The organism is Hymenobacter sp. YC55, from assembly GCF_029433095.1.
Classification (GTDB): Bacteria; Bacteroidota; Bacteroidia; order Cytophagales; family Hymenobacteraceae; genus Hymenobacter.
In genome coordinates, this window is sequence record NZ_JARNTX010000004.1 from 48,677 (window position 1) to 67,232 (window position 18,556).

17 protein-coding genes are annotated in these 18,556 nt (G+C 50.8%); 4 read left to right on the plus strand and 13 right to left on the minus strand.

The features are described from left to right. Positions 1-77: 77 nt before the first annotated feature. The 3 genes from P1X16_RS22830 to P1X16_RS22840 all read right to left on the minus strand — a co-directional run bounded on the left by P1X16_RS22830 (position 78) and on the right by P1X16_RS22840 (position 1,233). Positions 78-428, minus strand: a complete 351-nt coding sequence (locus P1X16_RS22830; protein WP_277234155.1) for a DUF2752 domain-containing protein — start codon at positions 426-428, stop codon at positions 78-80. A gap of 60 nt (positions 429-488) precedes the next feature. Next, positions 489-785 (minus strand): CD225/dispanin family protein, encoded by a 297-nt coding sequence (locus P1X16_RS22835; protein ID WP_277234157.1) that lies wholly within the window; start codon positions 783-785, stop codon positions 489-491. Positions 786-864: 79 nt separating this feature from the next. Continuing rightward, positions 865-1,233 carry a DMT family protein gene (locus P1X16_RS22840; protein WP_245120476.1) on the minus strand — a complete coding sequence of 123 codons (369 nt, stop codon included), beginning with the start codon at positions 1,231-1,233 and terminating at the stop codon, positions 865-867. A gap of 688 nt (positions 1,234-1,921) precedes the next feature. On the opposite strand from P1X16_RS22840, the gene P1X16_RS22845 reads away from it, so the two are divergent. Further along, positions 1,922-3,559, plus strand: coding sequence for a PA14 domain-containing protein (locus tag P1X16_RS22845; RefSeq protein ID WP_277234161.1), 1,638 nt, complete (start codon positions 1,922-1,924; stop codon positions 3,557-3,559). Between the two features lie 120 nt (positions 3,560-3,679). On the opposite strand, the gene P1X16_RS22850 is transcribed toward P1X16_RS22845, so the two are convergent. The 3 genes from P1X16_RS22850 to P1X16_RS22860 form a co-directional block, all read right to left on the minus strand. Continuing rightward, positions 3,680-4,417: a phospholipase D-like domain-containing protein gene (locus tag P1X16_RS22850; protein WP_277234163.1), complete on the minus strand. Its 738-nt coding sequence runs from the start codon at positions 4,415-4,417 to the stop codon at positions 3,680-3,682. A gap of 126 nt (positions 4,418-4,543) precedes the next feature. Further along, a complete protein-coding gene (locus tag P1X16_RS22855) occupies positions 4,544-5,749 on the minus strand; it encodes an amine oxidase (RefSeq protein WP_277234165.1) in 1,206 nt (401 codons plus the stop codon). A 194-nt stretch (positions 5,750-5,943) separates the two neighbouring features. Beyond that, on the minus strand, positions 5,944-6,906 hold the full coding sequence (locus P1X16_RS22860; protein ID WP_277234167.1) for a cation diffusion facilitator family transporter: 963 nt from the start codon (positions 6,904-6,906) through the stop codon (positions 5,944-5,946). A 200-nt stretch (positions 6,907-7,106) separates the two neighbouring features. On the opposite strand from P1X16_RS22860, the gene P1X16_RS22865 reads away from it, so the two are divergent. Continuing rightward, a complete protein-coding gene (locus P1X16_RS22865) occupies positions 7,107-8,585 on the plus strand; it encodes an APC family permease (RefSeq protein ID WP_277234169.1) in 1,479 nt (492 codons plus the stop codon). Here the strand turns inward: P1X16_RS22865 and crcB are convergent. The 5 genes from crcB to P1X16_RS22890 all read right to left on the minus strand — a co-directional run bounded on the left by crcB (position 8,548) and on the right by P1X16_RS22890 (position 12,149). Further along, positions 8,548-8,925 (minus strand): fluoride efflux transporter CrcB, encoded by a 378-nt coding sequence (gene crcB, locus P1X16_RS22870; protein ID WP_277234171.1) that lies wholly within the window; start codon positions 8,923-8,925, stop codon positions 8,548-8,550. The genes P1X16_RS22865 and crcB overlap by 38 nt on opposite strands. Positions 8,926-9,018: 93 nt before the next feature. Next, a complete protein-coding gene (locus P1X16_RS22875) occupies positions 9,019-9,432 on the minus strand; it encodes an EamA family transporter (RefSeq protein ID WP_277234173.1) in 414 nt (137 codons plus the stop codon). Between the two features lie 78 nt (positions 9,433-9,510). Next, positions 9,511-10,017 carry a GNAT family N-acetyltransferase gene (locus P1X16_RS22880; RefSeq protein WP_277234175.1) on the minus strand — a complete coding sequence of 169 codons (507 nt, stop codon included), beginning with the start codon at positions 10,015-10,017 and terminating at the stop codon, positions 9,511-9,513. Between the two features lie 106 nt (positions 10,018-10,123). After that, positions 10,124-11,116, minus strand: coding sequence for a porphobilinogen synthase (gene hemB / locus P1X16_RS22885; protein ID WP_277234177.1), 993 nt, complete (start codon positions 11,114-11,116; stop codon positions 10,124-10,126). Between the two features lie 310 nt (positions 11,117-11,426). Beyond that, positions 11,427-12,149, minus strand: a complete 723-nt coding sequence (locus tag P1X16_RS22890) for a glycosyltransferase (RefSeq protein ID WP_277234179.1) — start codon at positions 12,147-12,149, stop codon at positions 11,427-11,429. Between the two features lie 1,402 nt (positions 12,150-13,551). On the opposite strand from P1X16_RS22890, the gene P1X16_RS22895 reads away from it, so the two are divergent. After that, complete coding sequence (locus P1X16_RS22895) at positions 13,552-14,562, plus strand: glycosyltransferase family 2 protein (RefSeq protein WP_277234180.1); 1,011 nt, start codon at positions 13,552-13,554, stop codon at positions 14,560-14,562. A gap of 88 nt (positions 14,563-14,650) precedes the next feature. Continuing rightward, positions 14,651-16,390, plus strand: coding sequence for a hypothetical protein (locus tag P1X16_RS22900; RefSeq protein WP_277234182.1), 1,740 nt, complete (start codon positions 14,651-14,653; stop codon positions 16,388-16,390). 24 nt (positions 16,391-16,414) lie between these two features. On the opposite strand, the gene P1X16_RS22905 is transcribed toward P1X16_RS22900, so the two are convergent. Both P1X16_RS22905 and P1X16_RS22910 read right to left on the minus strand, forming a co-directional pair. After that, positions 16,415-17,167, minus strand: coding sequence for a class I SAM-dependent methyltransferase (locus P1X16_RS22905; protein ID WP_277234183.1), 753 nt, complete (start codon positions 17,165-17,167; stop codon positions 16,415-16,417). 128 nt (positions 17,168-17,295) lie between these two features. Further along, positions 17,296-18,540: a WcaI family glycosyltransferase gene (locus P1X16_RS22910; RefSeq protein WP_277234184.1), complete on the minus strand. Its 1,245-nt coding sequence runs from the start codon at positions 18,538-18,540 to the stop codon at positions 17,296-17,298. Positions 18,541-18,556 lie beyond the last annotated feature (16 nt).

Genomic DNA, 18,556 nt, shown 5'->3' on the forward strand with positions numbered 1-18,556 from the left:
ACAAGAATACGCAACGCCTGCTGCCGACCAATCAGCCGCCGCAAGCATTCCTAAACATATGGATTAGCCTGGTTGGTTCAGGGCGCTAGCCAAGCGCCCAAGGAACCCGGAAGGTTGCGGAGCACCGTGAATAAAACAGTGAAAATCACTACGCTCCAGCCAAACCAAGGGCGATACAGAAACGAGTTGCGGTGCGGGCGCTTGCTTAGCCACCCGCGCAGTTCTTCCATAACTCCAACTACCAGAACCGGAGTGGCCAGTGCCGCTAGCAAATTAAAGCCAATAGCTTGCCCGACGCGGCCATGAAGAAGGGCATGAACGGCGCGTTGGGTGCCGCAGCCTGGGCAGTGCAGGCCAGTGAGCGTATGCACCAAGCAGCGCGGAAAAGGATATTGCGCCGGGTCGAGGCGAAAGTAAAGAGCGGCCAACAATAGCGCAGCCAGTAAGCTCAATACTAGCAAGCCCCTGCCCTGACGATACAAAATCACTTAAAAGCCTAAAGCATGCAAAATAACTCCTCCAGCCCCCAGCACGGCCACCAACACGAAAGGAATAACTACCTGCAATACTCCCCCAATCAGCCCGTATTTCACCCACTTACCGGCATTGACCGAGGCAGCCTGTGCCCCCGCATAGTCACCCACTGATAAGCGAGAATTAACGTTGGCGGCATTCACAATGGCCACGATGCCAAAAGGTAGGCAGCAGAAGATGGTAACCAGAACAGATTCTACCAACCAGTTCTTGGGCGGAATACCTGTGGGCGAGGTGTACGACTGTTCCATGCGGGCGAGAGGAGGAGTGTGCAGACCCCTGAAAAATAGCGAATTCCAAATACAATCCTACGCGCCTCACTTAGCCGCGTCATTTTTTGAAGATGAAATACACCGCAGCCACCAGCAGCATAAAGCCGATAAGGTGATTCCAGGTAAGTTTGTCGGTCTTGAACACGTACACAGCGCACAGCGTGAAAACCGTGAGAGACACCACTTCCTGAATCACTTTCAGTTGAAACAAGTTGAACGGTCCGCCATTCTCCTCGAAGCCTAACCGGTTGGCGGGCACCTGAAATAGGTATTCGAAAAATGCCAGCCCCCAACTGATCAGAATGACGCCTACCAGCCCTAGGCCGTGCAGCCAGCTTATCTTTTTGAACTGCAGGTGCCCGTACCAGGCAAACGTCATAAACAGGTTAGAAACAACAAGCAGCGAAACAGTATAGAGGCTTTTCATTGGTGGCGTAAAGTCGAGATAGGCAAACAAAGCACTTTTACGTGAGCTTACGGTGTAGACCGTCTGCTAGAGCAGAAAGCACGAAGAAGAACCGCTTCGATGTTGAGGCAGAGTAGGCATGTCTATTCCGCTCGTCATTCACCCAACGGCAACTTCCAGTCCAGCTTACAGGGCCTCTCTACAACCAATACCGAGAAGCGTTATAGTTCCGATGAGCAGCATAGCCCTTGTGCCTTACCAATGCTTGTGTGGACTTTTAGGAGCGGCTATACCAGAGGCTGCACTGTGTGAAGTTTTCGGCCATCAGATGCATAATCCCGAGCTGTACTCCTACCTACTGCCAAAGACGATTTTGGGCCCCAAATAAGCAGCTTGTTCTACTGTCGAGCTAAGGAGTAGAGCTTTGTGGAAGCACCAAAATGAAGAGCAGTTTCAAAGTGGGAAACAACAACTGCGAAACAACAAATATAGAGTTTTGTAATTGCATTTTGCAGATAAAAGTTTTAAATCAAATCAGGTCTGTAATATAGGCTAAAAAGATGCCGCTAGAATTGTTTTATATTGTAGCGGCTCTGTAAATGGGCTCGTTTGGTCGGGAGTATGAAGTGATACCAAATGCTTTTTCTTGTGCGGTGAGGTATGCTGCTTCTTGGACTTTCCTAATTTGTTCATCAACTATTCTTATTCTGTGCGACAGATTTTATTCCGTTCTATACTCGGACTCGGCATACTCGGCGAAGCACTGGTCGGCTCGTCGTTTGCCGCTGCTCCTGGCCCTGGTCAGCCGGGCCATATAGCTAGCGGTAGCGCTCCGTTGGCAGTTCGGACTTCGGCGGCCGATCCGGTGCAAGGGGCAGGCACCGGGCTAACGGCCATCTATTTCAGCAATGGCACCTTGGCTGGTGCTCCGGCTCTTAAGCGGATAGATGCCGCCATTGATTTTCAGTGGGGCCCGGGCTCACCCGGACCGGGAGTGCCAATCGATAACTTCTCAGTGCGGTGGGAAGGACTGCTGGCCGCCCCCACCACCGGGCGCTACAAATTCACGGTGGCTACCACCGAAGGCGTACGGCTGTGGGTGAATGGCAAGAAAGTGCTCGACACCTGGGACGGTAAGAAAGCTGATCCAGCCGGGGCTTCTGCCAACTTAGCGGCCGGCGAAAAAACTAGCATCAAGCTAGAGTACTACGACGAAGAAGGCGACGCGCGAATTCAGCTGCAGTGGGTGCCGCCCGGACAAGTTGCTCAAACTATTCCTACGGGCAACTTGTACCCGCTCGGTTCCTCTACCGGGCCCGATCCGGCCGGCGGCGCCAGCGCGCCTGCTGCTGCGCCCACACCTGCTCCGGTAGCCAAAGCCCCAGCCAAGGAAAAGCAACCAGTTGCCGCCAAACCAGCAGCACCTGCCAAAGAGCCAGCCGTAGCTAAAGCAACGAAAGAGGCGAAGCCTGCTAAAGAAACTAAAGTAGCTGCTGCGCCTGCCACCGAAGCAGCTTCTGAAGCTAAGCCTGCTGCAGCTTCGAAACCCGCAACTCCTGCGGCTGCCACTCCGTTCGTGCCGGGTGTCTATACCTTAACAGCCCGCTCCGATGGTAAGGCCCTGGAAGTGCTTGACCAAGCGCAGCCCAATGCGGCCGTGAATCCTTCGGCGGAGCTGGCAACGAATGGCTTACCCCAATGGAGTATTGAAAGCGCCGGCAATGGCTATTACCGCATTGCGGTGCAAGGCGGACGCAAAGTGCTGGAAGTATTAGGTAGTGCTACTTCCAACGGTACGCCCCTGAGCTTATGGCCTTTCTATAGCGGCAACAACCAGCTATGGTCTGTGGAGCCCGTGGACGAAGGCTTCTACAAGATTACTGCCAAGCACAGCGGCAAGGCTATTACAGCCAACACGCCCGAGGAAGGCGGCCTTCAGCAGCGACGCTATGCCAACCGGCCTACGCAACAATGGAAGCTAGAAGCCATTAAGCCTGTTGTTTTGACGCCAGTTGCCGGGCGCCGCACCACCCCAGGAGTAGGAGCCAACCAGCTAAGTGTATACCCCAATCCGAGCAACGGCGTGATGCAGATGGCCTATGAGCTCAACATAGAGCAGCCTATCGGGTGGGTGCTTTACAACCAGCGCGGGGTGGCCGTACGAGTTTCCGACTATCGCCGCCAAGGGCCAGGCGCTCAGCACCAAACGCTCGACTTCCGCAGTCTACCTCCAGGTGACTACTTTTTGAATTTGACGGTGGGTACCGTAAACACCAAGCATCCTGTGCAGATCCGGCGCCCCTCGGCTGAAGCTCCTGCCCCGACGGCCACTACGCCCACAGAATAGCGTATTCTTCGAGTTCCTCTAGTAAAAGCGCAACGCAGCCCGGTACCAAACCTCTGGCTGCGTTGCGTTTTTTTCTGCTATCTGGTTCATGGGTCAGCCGTGGGAAACCTGATTCCGCTATCAACCAGTGAATACAGTCATCTGGGGCCATAGGCGCTCAAACTCCCGAACGTAGGGCTGTACCATGGCGTGGTCGTCGGTAATAACGAGGTTTTCGAGGTTGAGCTCGGCGGCAGAACGAGTCCAGTTGTAAGAACCAGTTAAGACGGTGTGCTTGTCGGCAACGGCAAACTTATGGTGCATATGATACTCTGTATGATCCATGCGCACCGGAATACCAGCCTCGAAAAGCTGGCGCACATCCGAACCCCGATCAAAGAGCTTATCGTTGTCGGTGAGCAGGCGCACCACCACGCCCCGGTGGTGGGCGCCGAGTAAAGCATGAGTCAGCCGGTCATCGGCTACGGTGAACACGCATATATCCAGCTGGCGCGCCGCCTGCCCAATAAAGCGTTGGATGGCCGCTACGCATTCCGTGCCAGGGCTGAAATGCACTTCGGTACGTGTGGCGCGAGCAGGTGGGCTGGCCGGTGGCAGCAGTAAGGCGCTAGCCGCTTCTAGCCATTCCACCACAGCCTTATCCTGAAAACTATTGAACCGGCCACGGGCCAGTACAAACAACTCGTGCCGTAGTTCGTGCAAATCAGTCCCGTGCTGGCCGTGTTCGGCTAAGCGCTGCCGCAGTTGCCGCGCTTCCTCCATCGACAGGGTGGAATCGGCAAACGCCCGCTTGAAATGCTGCAACAAGTCTGTTGTGGCAGCCGCTAAGCGGCTCGATCCATGCAAGTTCTGCGACATAGCTGACAGAGGATAGATTAGAATAGCACCGCACTCTATTTCACCTTGGCAAAGTAAGCGCTTGTATTGCAAGCTCGATTAATACGACGCCAAGTGGCTCAGCTTTGCCTTTACCGCAGGTGCACCTTATGGCAGCGTAAGCTCTTGAGGTAGTGCTAGGGTTGCAAGGGCCTTGGCCACGCGGGTTTGCGCCTTTTGCAAAGCTTTGGCATAAGGCGCATGGAGCACCCGCAAGGGCGGGCCGTCTGGCTGCACTACCGCGTCCCAAAGGCCCGAGCGGTGCCACTCTTGATCCAGAAAATCCCAGTCCGGCCGGTCGATGATGGGGTAGAGGCACACGCCCCACAAGGGCACACCCATTTGCAAAGCGGCAACGCATTCCTTGCCAATCATATCCATCCACTGCGGCCGGTCTACACCGGGGTGGCTGGTTTCGGTAAGTACAACGGGCTTGTCGTAGCGCTTGTATGCATCGGCCAACAAGTGCCGCAAGGGGCGCCACCGACGGTCGGCAGGCTTATCGGCCCACGGAATGCGGGCCCGAGGCTCGATATCCCACTGGTTGTCGTAGTAGAAATTGAAGCCGAGGATATCTAGATACTCAGGCCGGCCACCAAGCTCAGGACACATACGACCCGTGAGCATATCTACGGCTTGAAACTGATTTTCGTGGTGATGCGCTGCCCGAGCCTTCTCGTGGTGGTCGGAACCGGCCCTAGGTCGGATGTTGACAAGCGGTTCTGTTGTAAGAATCCGCACACTCGGATCAACCTCCCGCATGGCCACCACCCCTTCAATATAAGCGCGCATCAGGCGGTATTTCACTTCCCAACCTTGGTGTATGCAATAAGGAGAAGTGCCCCGAGCGTCGCCACCTAGCCAGCTTATAAAACTAACCTCGTTGATGGGCGTTACAATTAGCTCACCTTCCGGCTGCTCAGCCCGGTAGAATTGCACGAAGGCTCTGCACAACGCCGCAAAGCGCCGCGCAAACATCGGGTGCAACGGCGTTAGATCGTCGGGGTAGCCGAAGTGGCAAATATCCCAAAGCTGCTGAATACCGTGGCGACGGCCCGCAGCAAGCATAGTGCGCACCGTGCTCCAGTCGTACTGATACGGTACCTTCTCGATCTGGCTCCACCGAATTCCTTCGCGTACTGTCCCTAGCTTGTGCTGCCGAAGGTCTTGATAATCTTGCTCAAGGAGCTGTAGATGGCCGGTCAATGGCAAGAAATCCACGCGGTGACCAAAGCAGTTAAGCTGGTCGGTGCATTCGTAGCCAGCCATCCAAAAGGATTGGAAGGGGTTGGTATCAGTAGGAGCAGGGGGCATAGGTGCGGAGTTGGAAGAAGACACGCTTCGGTTTTGCCGAGCTTACAGACTACCTTTTACCGCAAAAGTCGAGGTCGAGTTGTTGAGGTGAAAGCAACCGGCTGCGGCGCTTGCAACTACGGCAACCAAGCTCGCAATAGCAATTTCTTTCGGTTTTTTGGTAATAATCTTCTATGAATCAGCGCTATGCGAGGTTAGATCTGCGGCGACACGGCCGTAGAATCGGAGGCTAATGGTGCACGCTGCTTGCCAGCAATGGATTTGGCTTCGATAAAGATGCGCTTGAAATCCGGATACTTGGTCCGTATGGTGTCTTGTAGTCGGCGGACGGCCTGCTCCACTTCGTTGGCCGACAGATGATCCTGAAACTCTACGTCAAGTGCTAGCACCACGTCGTGCGGGCCTAAATACATAGTTAGCGGCCGGCGGATGGCTTCCACCGCTTGGTCTTGGCGGGCTAACGCCTCAAGTCCGTCCAGTGTCTCATCATCCACGCCTTCGCCTACTAGTAGGCCTTTGGTCTTGTAAATCAAGAAAATAGCCACCGATACCAGCAGGATGCCGATGCAAATGGAAGCACCCCCATCGAAGAATGGATTGTTGAGTAGGTGCCCGAAGTATACGCCCGCCAACGCAATGACCAAGCCTATTAAGGCTGCCGAGTCTTCCATCAGAATGGCAAACACCGAAGGGTCTTTGCTGCGGCCCAAGGTTTCCCAAAAGCCAGATTCCCCCCGACTCTTATTGAATTCGCGGAATGCGAGAAAGAAGGAAATACCTTCAAACAGCAGTGACAAGCCTAATACGACGTAGTTCCAAGTGGGGTCGGTGATGGGAGAAGGGTGCCGCAGGTGCTCGACGCCCTCGTAGAACGACATACCACCTCCCACCGAGAACACCAGAATGGCCACAATCAACGACCAGAAATACAGTTCTTTGCTGCGCCCAAAGGGGTGGCGGGTATCGGCTGGCTTCTCGGCTTGTTTGACGCCGTACAAGATCAAAATGCCGTTGCCGCTGTCCACAAGAGAGTGAATACCTTCCGAGAGCATAGCCGAGCTACCCGTGAAGAAAGCCGCTACGAATTTGGAAATAGCAATGGCGACATTGGCCCCAATGGCCCCGTAGATGGCAATTTTAGAAGATCCAGCAGACATGAACGACGTAGTTTTGCAGCCTTAAGTAAGGCAAATGGGCTACCCGTGGTACGGAGCTACCCAGAGTGAAGTTGACGAAATGCGTATTCGGCAAGACGTAGCTAAACTGTATTGCAACCAAACGGCTGGGCAGCGCAAGACTTTGAAAACTTAGCAGCGCAGCTTCGAACAATTCCATTTAATCCGACTTTTACGCCTCTATGGCTGAACCTGCTACTACCAACTCGGTTGCTTCTGCTGCTCCACTTCGTCGGCGTTTGGGGCTGATCCAAGCCACTGCGCTCAACATGATTGACATGGTGGGCATTGGGCCCTTCGTCACGCTGCCGCTGGTAATGGGGTTCATGGGTCCCAACTTTCTGCTTGGCTGGCTAGCTGGCGCCGTGTTGGCGCTAATCGATGGGCTGATTTGGAGCGAGCTGGGCGCCGCTTATCCCGAAGCAGGAGGTTCTTACCGGTTTCTGAAGCTAGCTTACGGCGAGCAGAAATGGGGCCGATTGATGTCGTTTCTCTACGTGTGGCAAACGTTGGTGCAAGCCCCGCTGGTGGTAGCGTCGGGTGCCATTGGCTTCGCTCAATACTTCAGTTACCTGGTGCCGCTCAACTATACGTGGCAGCCCAAACTGGTGTCTGGCGCCGTGGTCTTGCTGCTGATTGCGCTACTCTACCGCCGCATCGACGATATTGGTCGGCTTGGGGTTATGCTTTGGGTGGGCGTACTGGGTTTGATGGGCTGGCTGATTTTTGGTGGCCTTACGCACTCAACCTACCCTGTCGCCTGGCTGCCTGCTGGCGGGGTCAGCGGACTGCTGTCTTGGCACGACGGACAACTGACGGGCTTACTACTCTCGGCGGCATTGGGGCAAGCTGCCGTCAAAACGATCTACTCTTACCTAGGTTACTACAACGTGTGCCACCTGGGCGGCGAAATAGTTAACCCGCAACAAGTTATTCCGCGCAGTATTTTTCTGAGCATTCTGGGCATCATGGCGTTGTACCTGCTTCTCAACTGGAGCGTAGGAACCGTTATTCCGTGGCAGGAAGCCAGCAAGTCTCAGTTTATCGTGAGCTCCTTTGTAGAGAAAATCTATGGTGCTACCGCCGCCAAGGCTGCTACGGCCCTGGTGCTGTGGGTAGCGTTTGCGTCGCTGTTTGCCGTGCTGCTGGGCTACTCGCGTATTCCGTATGCGGCGGCCGCCGACGGCGAGTTTCTGCCGGTTTTTGCCAAAACGCACCCTACCAAGCAATTCCCGCACGTGTCGCTGCTGATTCTGGGAGGCGTAGGCTTTGTGTTCAGCTTGCTGTTTCGACTAGGCGAGGTCATCAGCGCCATTCTGGCCATGCGGATACTGGTGCAATTTGTGGGGCAAGCAATAGGGTTGGTGCTCCTGCGTCGGCGGCGCGGCACAGCGGGCCTTCCGTTCAAAATGCCATTGTATCCGTTGCCAGTAGTAGTTGCCGTAGTGGTGTGGCTGTGGGTTTTTTGGAGCATTAAGGATGGTGCCTTGCTCTACGAAAGTGGCAGCACACGCATCTTTTTGCCCTTCCAAGTAGCAGCCTTGTTAATGATGGCACTAGGCAGCATCGTGTTCCTGCTCTGGAGCCGTCGGCTAGGCCGTTGGCCGTTTCAGAAATTACCTTCTACAGAGCCCGCACCAGTGCCACCCCGGCAAATGTAGCCAGCAGGCCAAGCAGCACGCTCCCTGCTACATAAAGGGCCACTAGCAGATAGCGCCCATTTTCAAGCAAGGTGAGGGTTTCGTAAGAGAAAGTCGAGAACGTAGTAAAACCGCCGCAGAAGCCAGTAGTAAGCAGGAGGCGTAGCGTAGTTGAGGCCAGGGTGCCTTTCTCGGCTAATGCATAGAACAAGCCTATCAGCAGGCAACCCAACACGTTGACTAGTAATGTGCCTAATGGAAAAGGGTGCGTGAAATGCCGTGTCACGGCCATTTGTGCCAAATAACGGCTCACGCTGCCTACGGCTCCGCCCACGGCAATAACTGCGAGAAGTCGAAGCATAAGGTAGGGCTGAATTATAACGGAAAATTGGCAGCGAGAAGCTAGAGTTATAACAAACCTAGCCTTTCGGACTGCCAGCTGCCCGAAAAGTACTCACAGAATCAATACCAGCGTCCCACCAATAATAAGGGCAGCACCTAAAGCGGCTTTCAGCGTAAGCGCCTCGCCCAGAAACAAGACCGACAAAACAATAGCAATGGCCACGCTCAGCTTATCAACGGGAGCTACTTGCGACACTTTCCCTAACTGCAACGCCTTGAAGTAGAAGATCCAAGACAGGCCTGTTGCCATTCCAGACAGCACCAGAAAAAACCAGTTGCGCGGTGTAAGAGCATAAAAGTCGGCAGCGCTGTCTCTGGCAAACACAATGCCCCAGGCCACAACCAAAATCACGACGGTACGAATAGCCGTAGCCAAGTCAGAATTAACTCCCTTGATGCCCACTTTAGCCAAAATAGCGGTGAGAGCAGCAAAAACTGCTGAAAGCAGGGCATACGTCCACCACATAGAATTGTCAGTTACAGATTGCCGGTTGCCAGTGTACGGTTTAGTACTGCAAATGGGCAACAGCTTATAACTGGTAACTTATCCTGGTAGCTGCTTTTCGTAGCAGAAGAAGCGTAGCCCCGGCCGAAATGCCAAGGTGATTTCGCCCGCAAACCGATAGCCTAGCTTTGGAAAGAGCCGCTGGGTAGCCACATTTTCGGAATTGGTATCAACGCGCAACACCTTCAAGCCCTGCTCAGCGGCAAGCGTTTCAGCTTGCTGCAACAACGCTACCGCTACCCCTTGGCCTTGCGCGGCAGGGTCTACGGCGAGACGGTGCGTCACGAGGGCAGGCTCAGTGACGTCCCAATCGGCTTGGCTATATTCTTCGTCTTGGTCACGCGTAAGGGCTGCTATGCCAACCAGCTGGCCTGCCAGTTCCGCTACCCAAAGTTGTTGTTGGGTGATATCGTTTTGGAAAACAGCCTCGTTTGGGTAATCAGCTGACCATTGGTAGTTGCCAGCCTCATTCATCAACGGCACCACGCGGCGCACCAGCGCGATAATAGCAGGCAGGTCAGTGGCAGTAGCGCGACGCAATAGCATGCATTACGTGAGTAGGTGGATCAGAATAGCCAAGAAACAAAGTTGGGCAAATCCACTGGTTAACCACCGGATTTGCCCAACAAATTTGCGTTGAAATACAAGTCAATTACCCCCGGCGCAGCACTTCAGCCGCCTCCTTGGCGAAGTAGGTAAGAATGGCATCGGCCCCGGCCCGCTTAATGCTGGTCAGCACCTCCATCATGGTTTTCTCGCCATCGAGCCAGCCGTTTTGCGCGGCTGCTTTCACCATGGCATACTCGCCCGATACGTTGTAGGCTGTCACAGGCAAGTTGGTGTGGTTCTTCACATCCATAATCACGTCCAGGTAGCTTAGGGCCGGCTTCACCATCACCATGTCGGCACCTTCCTGCTCGTCGAGAACCAATTCGCGTAACGCCTCGCGGCGGTTGGCGGGGTTCATCTGGTAGGTTTTCTTGTCGCCTTTCTTGGGCGCCGAGTCGAGGGCGTCGCGGAAGGGACCGTAGAAAGCAGAGGCGTACTTAGCCGTGTAGCTCATGATGCTCACGTGGTTGAAGGCGTTGCTGTCAAGCACATCCCGAATCCATGCTACACGGCCGTCCATCATATCCGAAGGACCGATAATGTCGGCACCGGCACGAGCTTGGGCCAACGCCATTTGCCCAAGTACTTCCAAAGAAGCATCGTTCAGAATTTCACCGGATTCGGCGTCTACCACCCCGTCATGCCCATCAGAACTGTAGGGGTCCATCGCTACGTCGGTCATAATCATAACCTCCGGAAACTGACGTTTGATTTCAGCTACAGTTTTCAGATAGAGGCCTTCAGGGTTAGCGCTTTCCTTGGCTAGCCGATCTTTTAAAGCGTCGTTGATGCTCGGAAAAGGGGCGAAGCTGTGGATGCCTAGCTCCACGCACCGCCCGATTTCGTCAATCAGTCGGTCGGCTGTGAAACGGTGAATGCCCGGCATCGAGCTAACTTCCAGCGTTTGGTTTTCACCTTCAATAAGAAAGACAGGGTATATGAAGTCGTGCGTGGTGAGTCTGGTTTCCTGCACCATGTCGCGGATAACGGCTGACTTGCGGTTGCGGCGCGGACGGTGCGTGGGGAGCTGAGGCATAGGGTTGTTCAGTTGATAAGACAGGACAAAACAACTGAATTAAAGGTAAGGTTGCGTTGGAAGGCAGTGTTTCTTAGCCTCCACAAGGTTTCCTTGACCAACAAGTGAGCAATACACCGCTCTCTTAATTAAGTAAAACCAGTTCCGTTGGTGGCCGCTAACGACAAAAGTCCCAGCTCTCAAAGTAAGAACCGGGACTTTTGTCTTCTATTTCGTCTTCACTTAAACTCCAGCAGAGCAACTACCTATTAATATCAAAATCAAACTAGTAGCCACCCAACATCTTTTTGTATCAAGGCCGCAGATAGCATTATTGACTGACCGGCAAGGCCGAAGTGGCTACTTCATTAAGGGCGCTTACCCGCTTGTAGCCTGCTGCAGCTTCCAGAATGCGTAGATAGCGGGCTGCTACCACTTCAGGCTGATGGGCTGATAGGTGAGCGGGTGCTGCCCGTCTAAGCTCTAGCTCCATAGCTGGATCGTGCAGGATGCCCAAAATGGTGCTTGCCAACGATTCTACACTGCCACGCTGGAAAACTAGACCTGCTTTGCCAACAGCATCAGGCAAACCGTCACTATTTGAAACAATGGGTAAGCATCCACAAGCCATTCCCTCCAGCACCACGTTACCGAATGCCTCCCCGTACAACGACGGTACTAACTGGTACCGATAACGGTTCAATTCTCTAGCTAAGGCCCGTCCTTCCAGGAAGCCAATGAAATGCACGTAGGCTTTTATCCCAAGAGATGCTACTAAGGCTTCCAAGTTTTCACGTTCAGGACCGTCGCCGATAATAGTGAGAGAAGGTTTGTCAGCGCCCTGCTTTGCTTCGTCTAACCTAGTCAATACTTGATGAAAGGACTGAATAGCCATAGCTACTCCTTTCTGCGATACGAGGCGCCCTAGAAATACGAAGTTGTTGGTCCGCTCTACATCAGGAATCATCATGAAATCCTTGGCCCGGTAGGGGTTGCCGATAACCGAAGAGGCTGGCCAGTTTTGCTTGCGTACAGCTTCGCTAACCGAAATCACAGAATCAGCCCTTTTCAACCAGTTTCGCTTCAACCAACTGGCACTGCTGTCCCATTCTATTGCTGTATTCAAAGCAATGACGGAAGGCCGGCCAAAAAACACGGCAGGCCAAGCTAATCGTACACACGGATTGTTCTCGAAAACAATATCAGCCCATTCGTGCTGCTGAAAGAGCTGAGAGGTGCTGGGGTTTCGAACAACTCGGAATGGAAATTTGGCGTCTTCAGCTGTAACTGTACTCGACCAGGTTAGGATACGAACCTCGTGCCCTGCGCCCGCAAAAGCACTGGCATAGATTTCAGAGTTGACCTCTATACCCCCTATGTCTGGGTGGAATTTGTGAGAGAGCAATAGTATTTTGAGGGACATAAAGCGAATCTAAAGAGATTTTATAAAATAGTTGCCGTTTTTAGTGCTAAGCCATAATGTGATATGGCTGATCAAAGAAGTATATGGTATTATCTATTTTATCGAGCAAAGTGCAAAGTTATGGTTCTAGTGCAAACTATTTAGCGTGCTCATAAAAATAGTTGGATATGTTGTGTTAAGCTTTGAAGTTTCACGGGTAGCCAAGCATACTTAATAGTATGATCATCCAGATTAGCGTTGCCGAACAGCGCATAGGCGACTTACGATTGATACAGCGCTTCGGACTTCTGTATTGATGCTGACTGTAGATTATACAAAGGGTGATAGCAAGCAATGGCAATATTTTCTACTAAGCCCGTCGCGCTAGATAAGAGTATTGCACAAAAAGAAATTGACTGCCCTAGCTTCCAGCCAAGTAAGCCGCATGTACATATAATTATAGACTATATATAATATTTTAGCCTGTTATAGAATAACAGTCCCTATCTTTAAGGGAGTTGCCACATGTAATCGGTATGTGAATGATCAATTCTACTACTGTATACAACCCTTAGTTACTGTGCTATAACTTGAAAGGTCTATAATACGGTGCCGAGAGCAACAGCCAGCAGTGCATAATGGTGGCCGTTATGTATCTAGCTGTGCGAGCTACGAAAGCGTTGTATTCACCGAGGAGCTACTGCTGTACTGCTAGCAACTAGAAACACTAATCCTTCCTAACAAAACAGACCTATGCCAATTTAAACTTGGAGGATTACCGTACTAAAATGGCGTTTATTATCTTTCGGACGCTAGTTATCAATGAATGGTTCAGCTTGGACTGCATTGTAGCTAAGAAATGTCCTAAAGCTGCAGTAAAAGTTTTCGCTAAATAAGTTTGATTGATGGTGTTGTTTAGCAATAGCGACAACCTTTTAAAATAAGTATCAGATAGTAATCATCATCTGTTGTCTATTAAGAGCTAGGTAACAACAAACGTTCTAAACTCACTTTTGCCGTAAAAGGCAAAAGTGAGTTTACAATCAATACGCTAATGAAGATTTCAGTCTGCATTCCTACTTACAACCAGTCGCAATACTTAGCACTTGCCGTGCGTAGCGCGTTCAACCAAACAGTTGCACCAAGTGAAATCATCATATTAGATGATTGCAGCACTGACAACACTGCAGAAGTCTTAAAAGAGTTAGAAAAGGAAATACCGGTACTGAAAAACTTTCGGCAGCCGAAAAACGTCGGTATTTCCAAAAACACCGATGAATGCTTGCGCAAAGCTACCGGTGAGTACATAGTTCGTCTTGATTCTGATGACATACTAGCCCCTACTTACATCGAAAAACTTTCCACTTTGTTGTCTCGTCATCCTGAAGCAGCCTACGCTCATGGTGCCATTCAGGAGATTGATGAGCACGGAAACTTTCTTCGGCAAAGATTGCTCATTCGTCCATCTGGATTCCAAAAAAGCGAAGATGCCTTGTTGGCCTCCAAGAAAGGTTATAGGGTAGCAGCCAACATCATTATGTTTAGAAGAGCGGCTTTAGAGGCCGTCAACTACAACACCGGACGTCCTAACTCTGCCGAAGACTTTCACCTTTCTGCCGAATTGGCTGCCGCCGGATTTGGTAATATCTACCTCGACGAAATTCTGGCTTTCTACCGCGTGTGGTCTGATGCGGGTAAGGTGCGTCAGCGGCGCAAAATGTTGGAAATAGATGGCGTGCGTAAGGTGTTCGAAGAGGTTTTGGAGCCCGCGTATAAAAAACGTGGCTGGAACATATCTCAACTATACAAGGAAAGAGCAAACTTTGCAGGGGTACTATCAGATTGCTTAGGCTCCGACGTTTATACAGCTCAAGAAAAATCAGAATTAGCGGAGGCTCTCAACCTCCTATCTTCTTCCAAAAGAGCACAAATGTTTGCTTGGGCTCATATGAATGGATTTGGATCTATTTTGAGCAGTTATAGTGATTTTATGACGGCGCTAAAAGCGACATTCAAGAAATATCGGCGGGGTCTGAGACATAGTGATATTCCTAATCCAATTTAGAAAGTATTACCTCGCGCTTTAGAGTGGTTAGAGCGTTAATGCGGCCTAAGTTCGCGGCATAAGCTTGTAACCACCGATATAATTTTTAATGACAAATAATGCTCGAATAATTCGAATCGGAGTACTTTATCAGGGGGGCTACCTCCGCTCTTGGGAAAGCCAAGCGCTCCGCGCTATCTCGCTACTGGCCAATACTTCGTTGGAAGTGTTGATTGAAGTAGACACAAGGAATGGTAAAGCAGTGCAGCCTGCACAAGCTGGAAGCCTACTATGGCAACGCTACCTGAAGTGGTTTTACAAGCCCTCGGCTCTTCTGCAAACCACTACCACCCGCGACTTTGCTCTTGACATACCAAAGCTTACGTGTACTCCTCGGCAGCAAGGTGCTGGCGTTGAACTCGATGAGGCAATTGTTGCTGCTATAAGCGGTTATCAGCTCGACTTTATCTTAAGCTTTGCCGACCAAACTGTTAACACGTTGGTTGCCAAGCTAACTAAATCAAATATTTGGTATTTTCAGTTTGGAGCACAACGCAACAAACCAAACTTACCGATTGGTTTTTGGGAGACGTGTACCCACAAGATCGTCACACCCGCAATGCTTTGTCAATTAGCAAGTTCGGGAGCAACCACGGTGTTGAAGCAGGGGTACTTTCGGACGTTGCTGCATAGCCTGTCACTTAGTGCAACTACCATTTACACGGAATGCGCCAATTGGCCTACTGACATCTGCCGCCAACTGCTTGCTGGCGGTGAGTTGCCCAGCTTGGCGCTTCAGCCGCTGCCTGCCGCTAGTGAAGTTCAATTACCATCCAACGCGGCTACATTACGCTTTTTGGGGGGCTTAGTGAGGCAGAAGATTCAGCAGCTATACAACATTTACCTGCAGGCCGATCAATGGAACATGGGGGTAGTGAATAGGCCTATTCAAGACTTCTTACGCCCAGAAACCCTACGTGGGGTAAGGGTAGATGCGCCTGAGCTTCCTAGCCGCAACGTGTTCTATGCGGACTGTTTCGCACGGCAGGAGGAGTCCGGAACGGTGGTGTACTTTGAAGCATACGACTACCGGGTGCGACGCGGCAATATTTCGCGCCTCAGCTACCCATGGCAGCAAGGCAGCACACCCGAGCTGGTCTTAGACTTCCCATTTCACTTATCGTATCCATTTCTTTTCGGGCCCTATTGTATTCCCGAAGGGTGGGTTAGCAACAGCATCCGCATGTATGACCTGCGGAAGCCAGTCACGGATCCTGCTGCGGGCCAGCTATTGCTGGAGGCACCTGCCGTTGATTCTACCTTGCTGGAGTATGATGGGCGTTATTGGCTCTTCTATACCCGCATGGACCGTGACCCCATGCTCAATCTGTACATCTCGTACGCTGTCAGCTTAGAAGGGCCCTGGCACGAGCATCCACAAAATCCAGTTAAGACGGATATTCGAAGTGCGCGTCCTGCCGGGCCATTTTTCGAGGAAGCCGGCAAACTCTACCGTCCTGCCCAGGACTGTGCCAAGGACTATGGATACGGCATCACCATCAATGAGGTGCTCACGCTCACGACAACCGAATACGCCGAACGAGAAGCAGCCGCACTAACCTCTCCGCATCCCGATTATCCAGATGGCTTGCACACTATTACCGCAGTTGATGCAACCCACACCATAATCGATTTTAAGCGCCGCCGCTTTATTCCTTTCGCCTCGCTATTAGCTATCTGGATATGGGTATCAGGCTTTATCCAGTTCAAAAAGAAACCGCGTAAAACGGAAGTTGCTGCGCCGAGCCCAGCAGTACCAGAAGCAAAAACTGCCAACTCGGTTCATTGAGGCCACAATAGCTTCAACGCTCACCTAAGCTACTTTTCTGCCCGTAATGATATAGTGCTTGCAGAAGAGGTGCTTGAAAGGATACATCTGTTGTTTTAGGCTCTCAGGCAAGTTTGTCTTTAAGCGCGACAGGTAAAGCTGTTGTATGGGATACACCAATAGAGCAGCTGGCAAATACACTAAGTCTTTGGAATAAGAAGAGGTGTATTCGATTTTCTCGATTTCTATCCCGTGCTTGCGCAAAAGCCGGCAAAGCTCTTGAACAGGTACATTCTCGGTTAATTCCTCGGTGTCATCATAGATCGGCCGGAACATCCGATATCTCCCAAAAAGGAGATAGGCTATCCGGTCAATTATGGTAGCTGAATTATCATTCGTGACGATAAAGGTTCCACCGGGTTTTAAACGAGAAGCACAGTTCCTGATAAATGATAACGTATTACTAAACATCATTACGCCGCTAATAGAAGTAATGAGGTCGAATTGCTGTTGATCAGGCAATGTGAAATCCTTTGTCAAATCCATTTCAACGAAGGATACATCTTGGCTCTTATTTGAGGGAGGGAATAGGTCCGCGCCCCATAGTTTTGCGGCCGGAAATAGCTTCCGCAAATACGTTAAGAACTCTAAGTTGCCACACGGCAAATCCAAGGCCTGAATAGTAGCACCTTTAGGAAATCTATTGGCAAGATTAGCCAGGATAGTATAGTTAACGTCCTTCTGCGTTTGACCTCGCTCTACAACAAAGTCAGCAGGAAGAGTGGCTTTAGAAGACATGATCTAAAATTATGCGTAATCAGTAGACTGCTAGATACTAAAATAATGGTACTAATATAAGCGTATATAACAGGAGAAAACCTCGCAATTATAAGGCGGCTTACTCAATGTATTGCGAGCATTGAGTATTAAGAATTTATGACGGTGCTCTCAAACGTCCTCATAATCTTTTCTATTGAAAGGTAATTTTCGGCGTAGGTGCGGGCATTCTTGGTAAGGCGCTGATTATCTTCATCAATAGCTTTGCGCAAACCTTCATTTAAAGCTTGTTGGTTTTCAGCCTCTACCAGCAAGCCCATGTTATATTTGCTTAAAAGCGAATACAAGCCTGAGCCTTCATTTGCCGTAACAACAGCTAGGCCACCTACCGCCAATATGGTAGTCAGTTTAGATGGCATCACTAAATCACCGGCTGTGCCTTTTTGAATAACCAAATGAATATCAGCCATATTCAAAAACTGGTTAAACTTTTCGAACGGCTGCAAAGGCAAGAACACTACATTCTTTAACTGCAAGCCAGCAGCCATATTCTGTAATTTCTCTTTGTAAGGTCCTGAACCACAAATGACGAATTTTACAGATGCTCTGTTTTCGAAGCTTTTGGCAGCGTGCAAAATATATTCCAAGCCTTGCTTTTCACCGATTGCCCCCGAATACAAAACGATAGTATCGTTGGGATTAAAGCCGAATTGCTCTTTCAGCCCAGTCTTATTATCGATTGGAAAAAAGAGTGAATTGTCAGTCCAGTTCGGAAATAATAACACCTCTTTCTGCGCTTTGGCTTCTATCTTCTTAATCATGTCTTCCGATATACTACTGATATAATCGGCCTGATTGAAGATATATTTTTCTACTTTAAACAGCGTGTCAATCACGCCTTTCGAGCGTATCATATTCAAATCTCTAGCAGCTTCGATCTGCAAATCTTGGATATGGTAAGCGAATTTAGCTTTCGATATTTTTTTGCAAACTATTCCCAACAAGCCAAATTGGAAAGAGGGAGCAACCGTAATAACCGTATCGAATTTCTTAGTTATAAGTAACTGTATGAGTTTCAGCGAAGCAGTCAAAGAAAAAGACATGTCCAACAACATTCGCTTCAATCCTGAAGGAACGGAAGGTACATACATGGGGCACCTATGAACGTGCATTGTGCCCCCTGAAGGAAGAGTTACGGTTTCCGTTTTGAAGCTGTACCGGTTGTTGTAATAAGCCGCATCTACCTTCCACTGCGGGTAATACGGGTAAGCGGTTATTACATCGCACTGGTAATTGTTTTTGGCTAACCATGCCATCATTTCCCCGCTGTATTTACCAATACCAGTAGGCTCGGGAGAAAAGTTATATCCAATAAGTAATATTCTTTTCTTCATGCTACGAGGAGGGTGG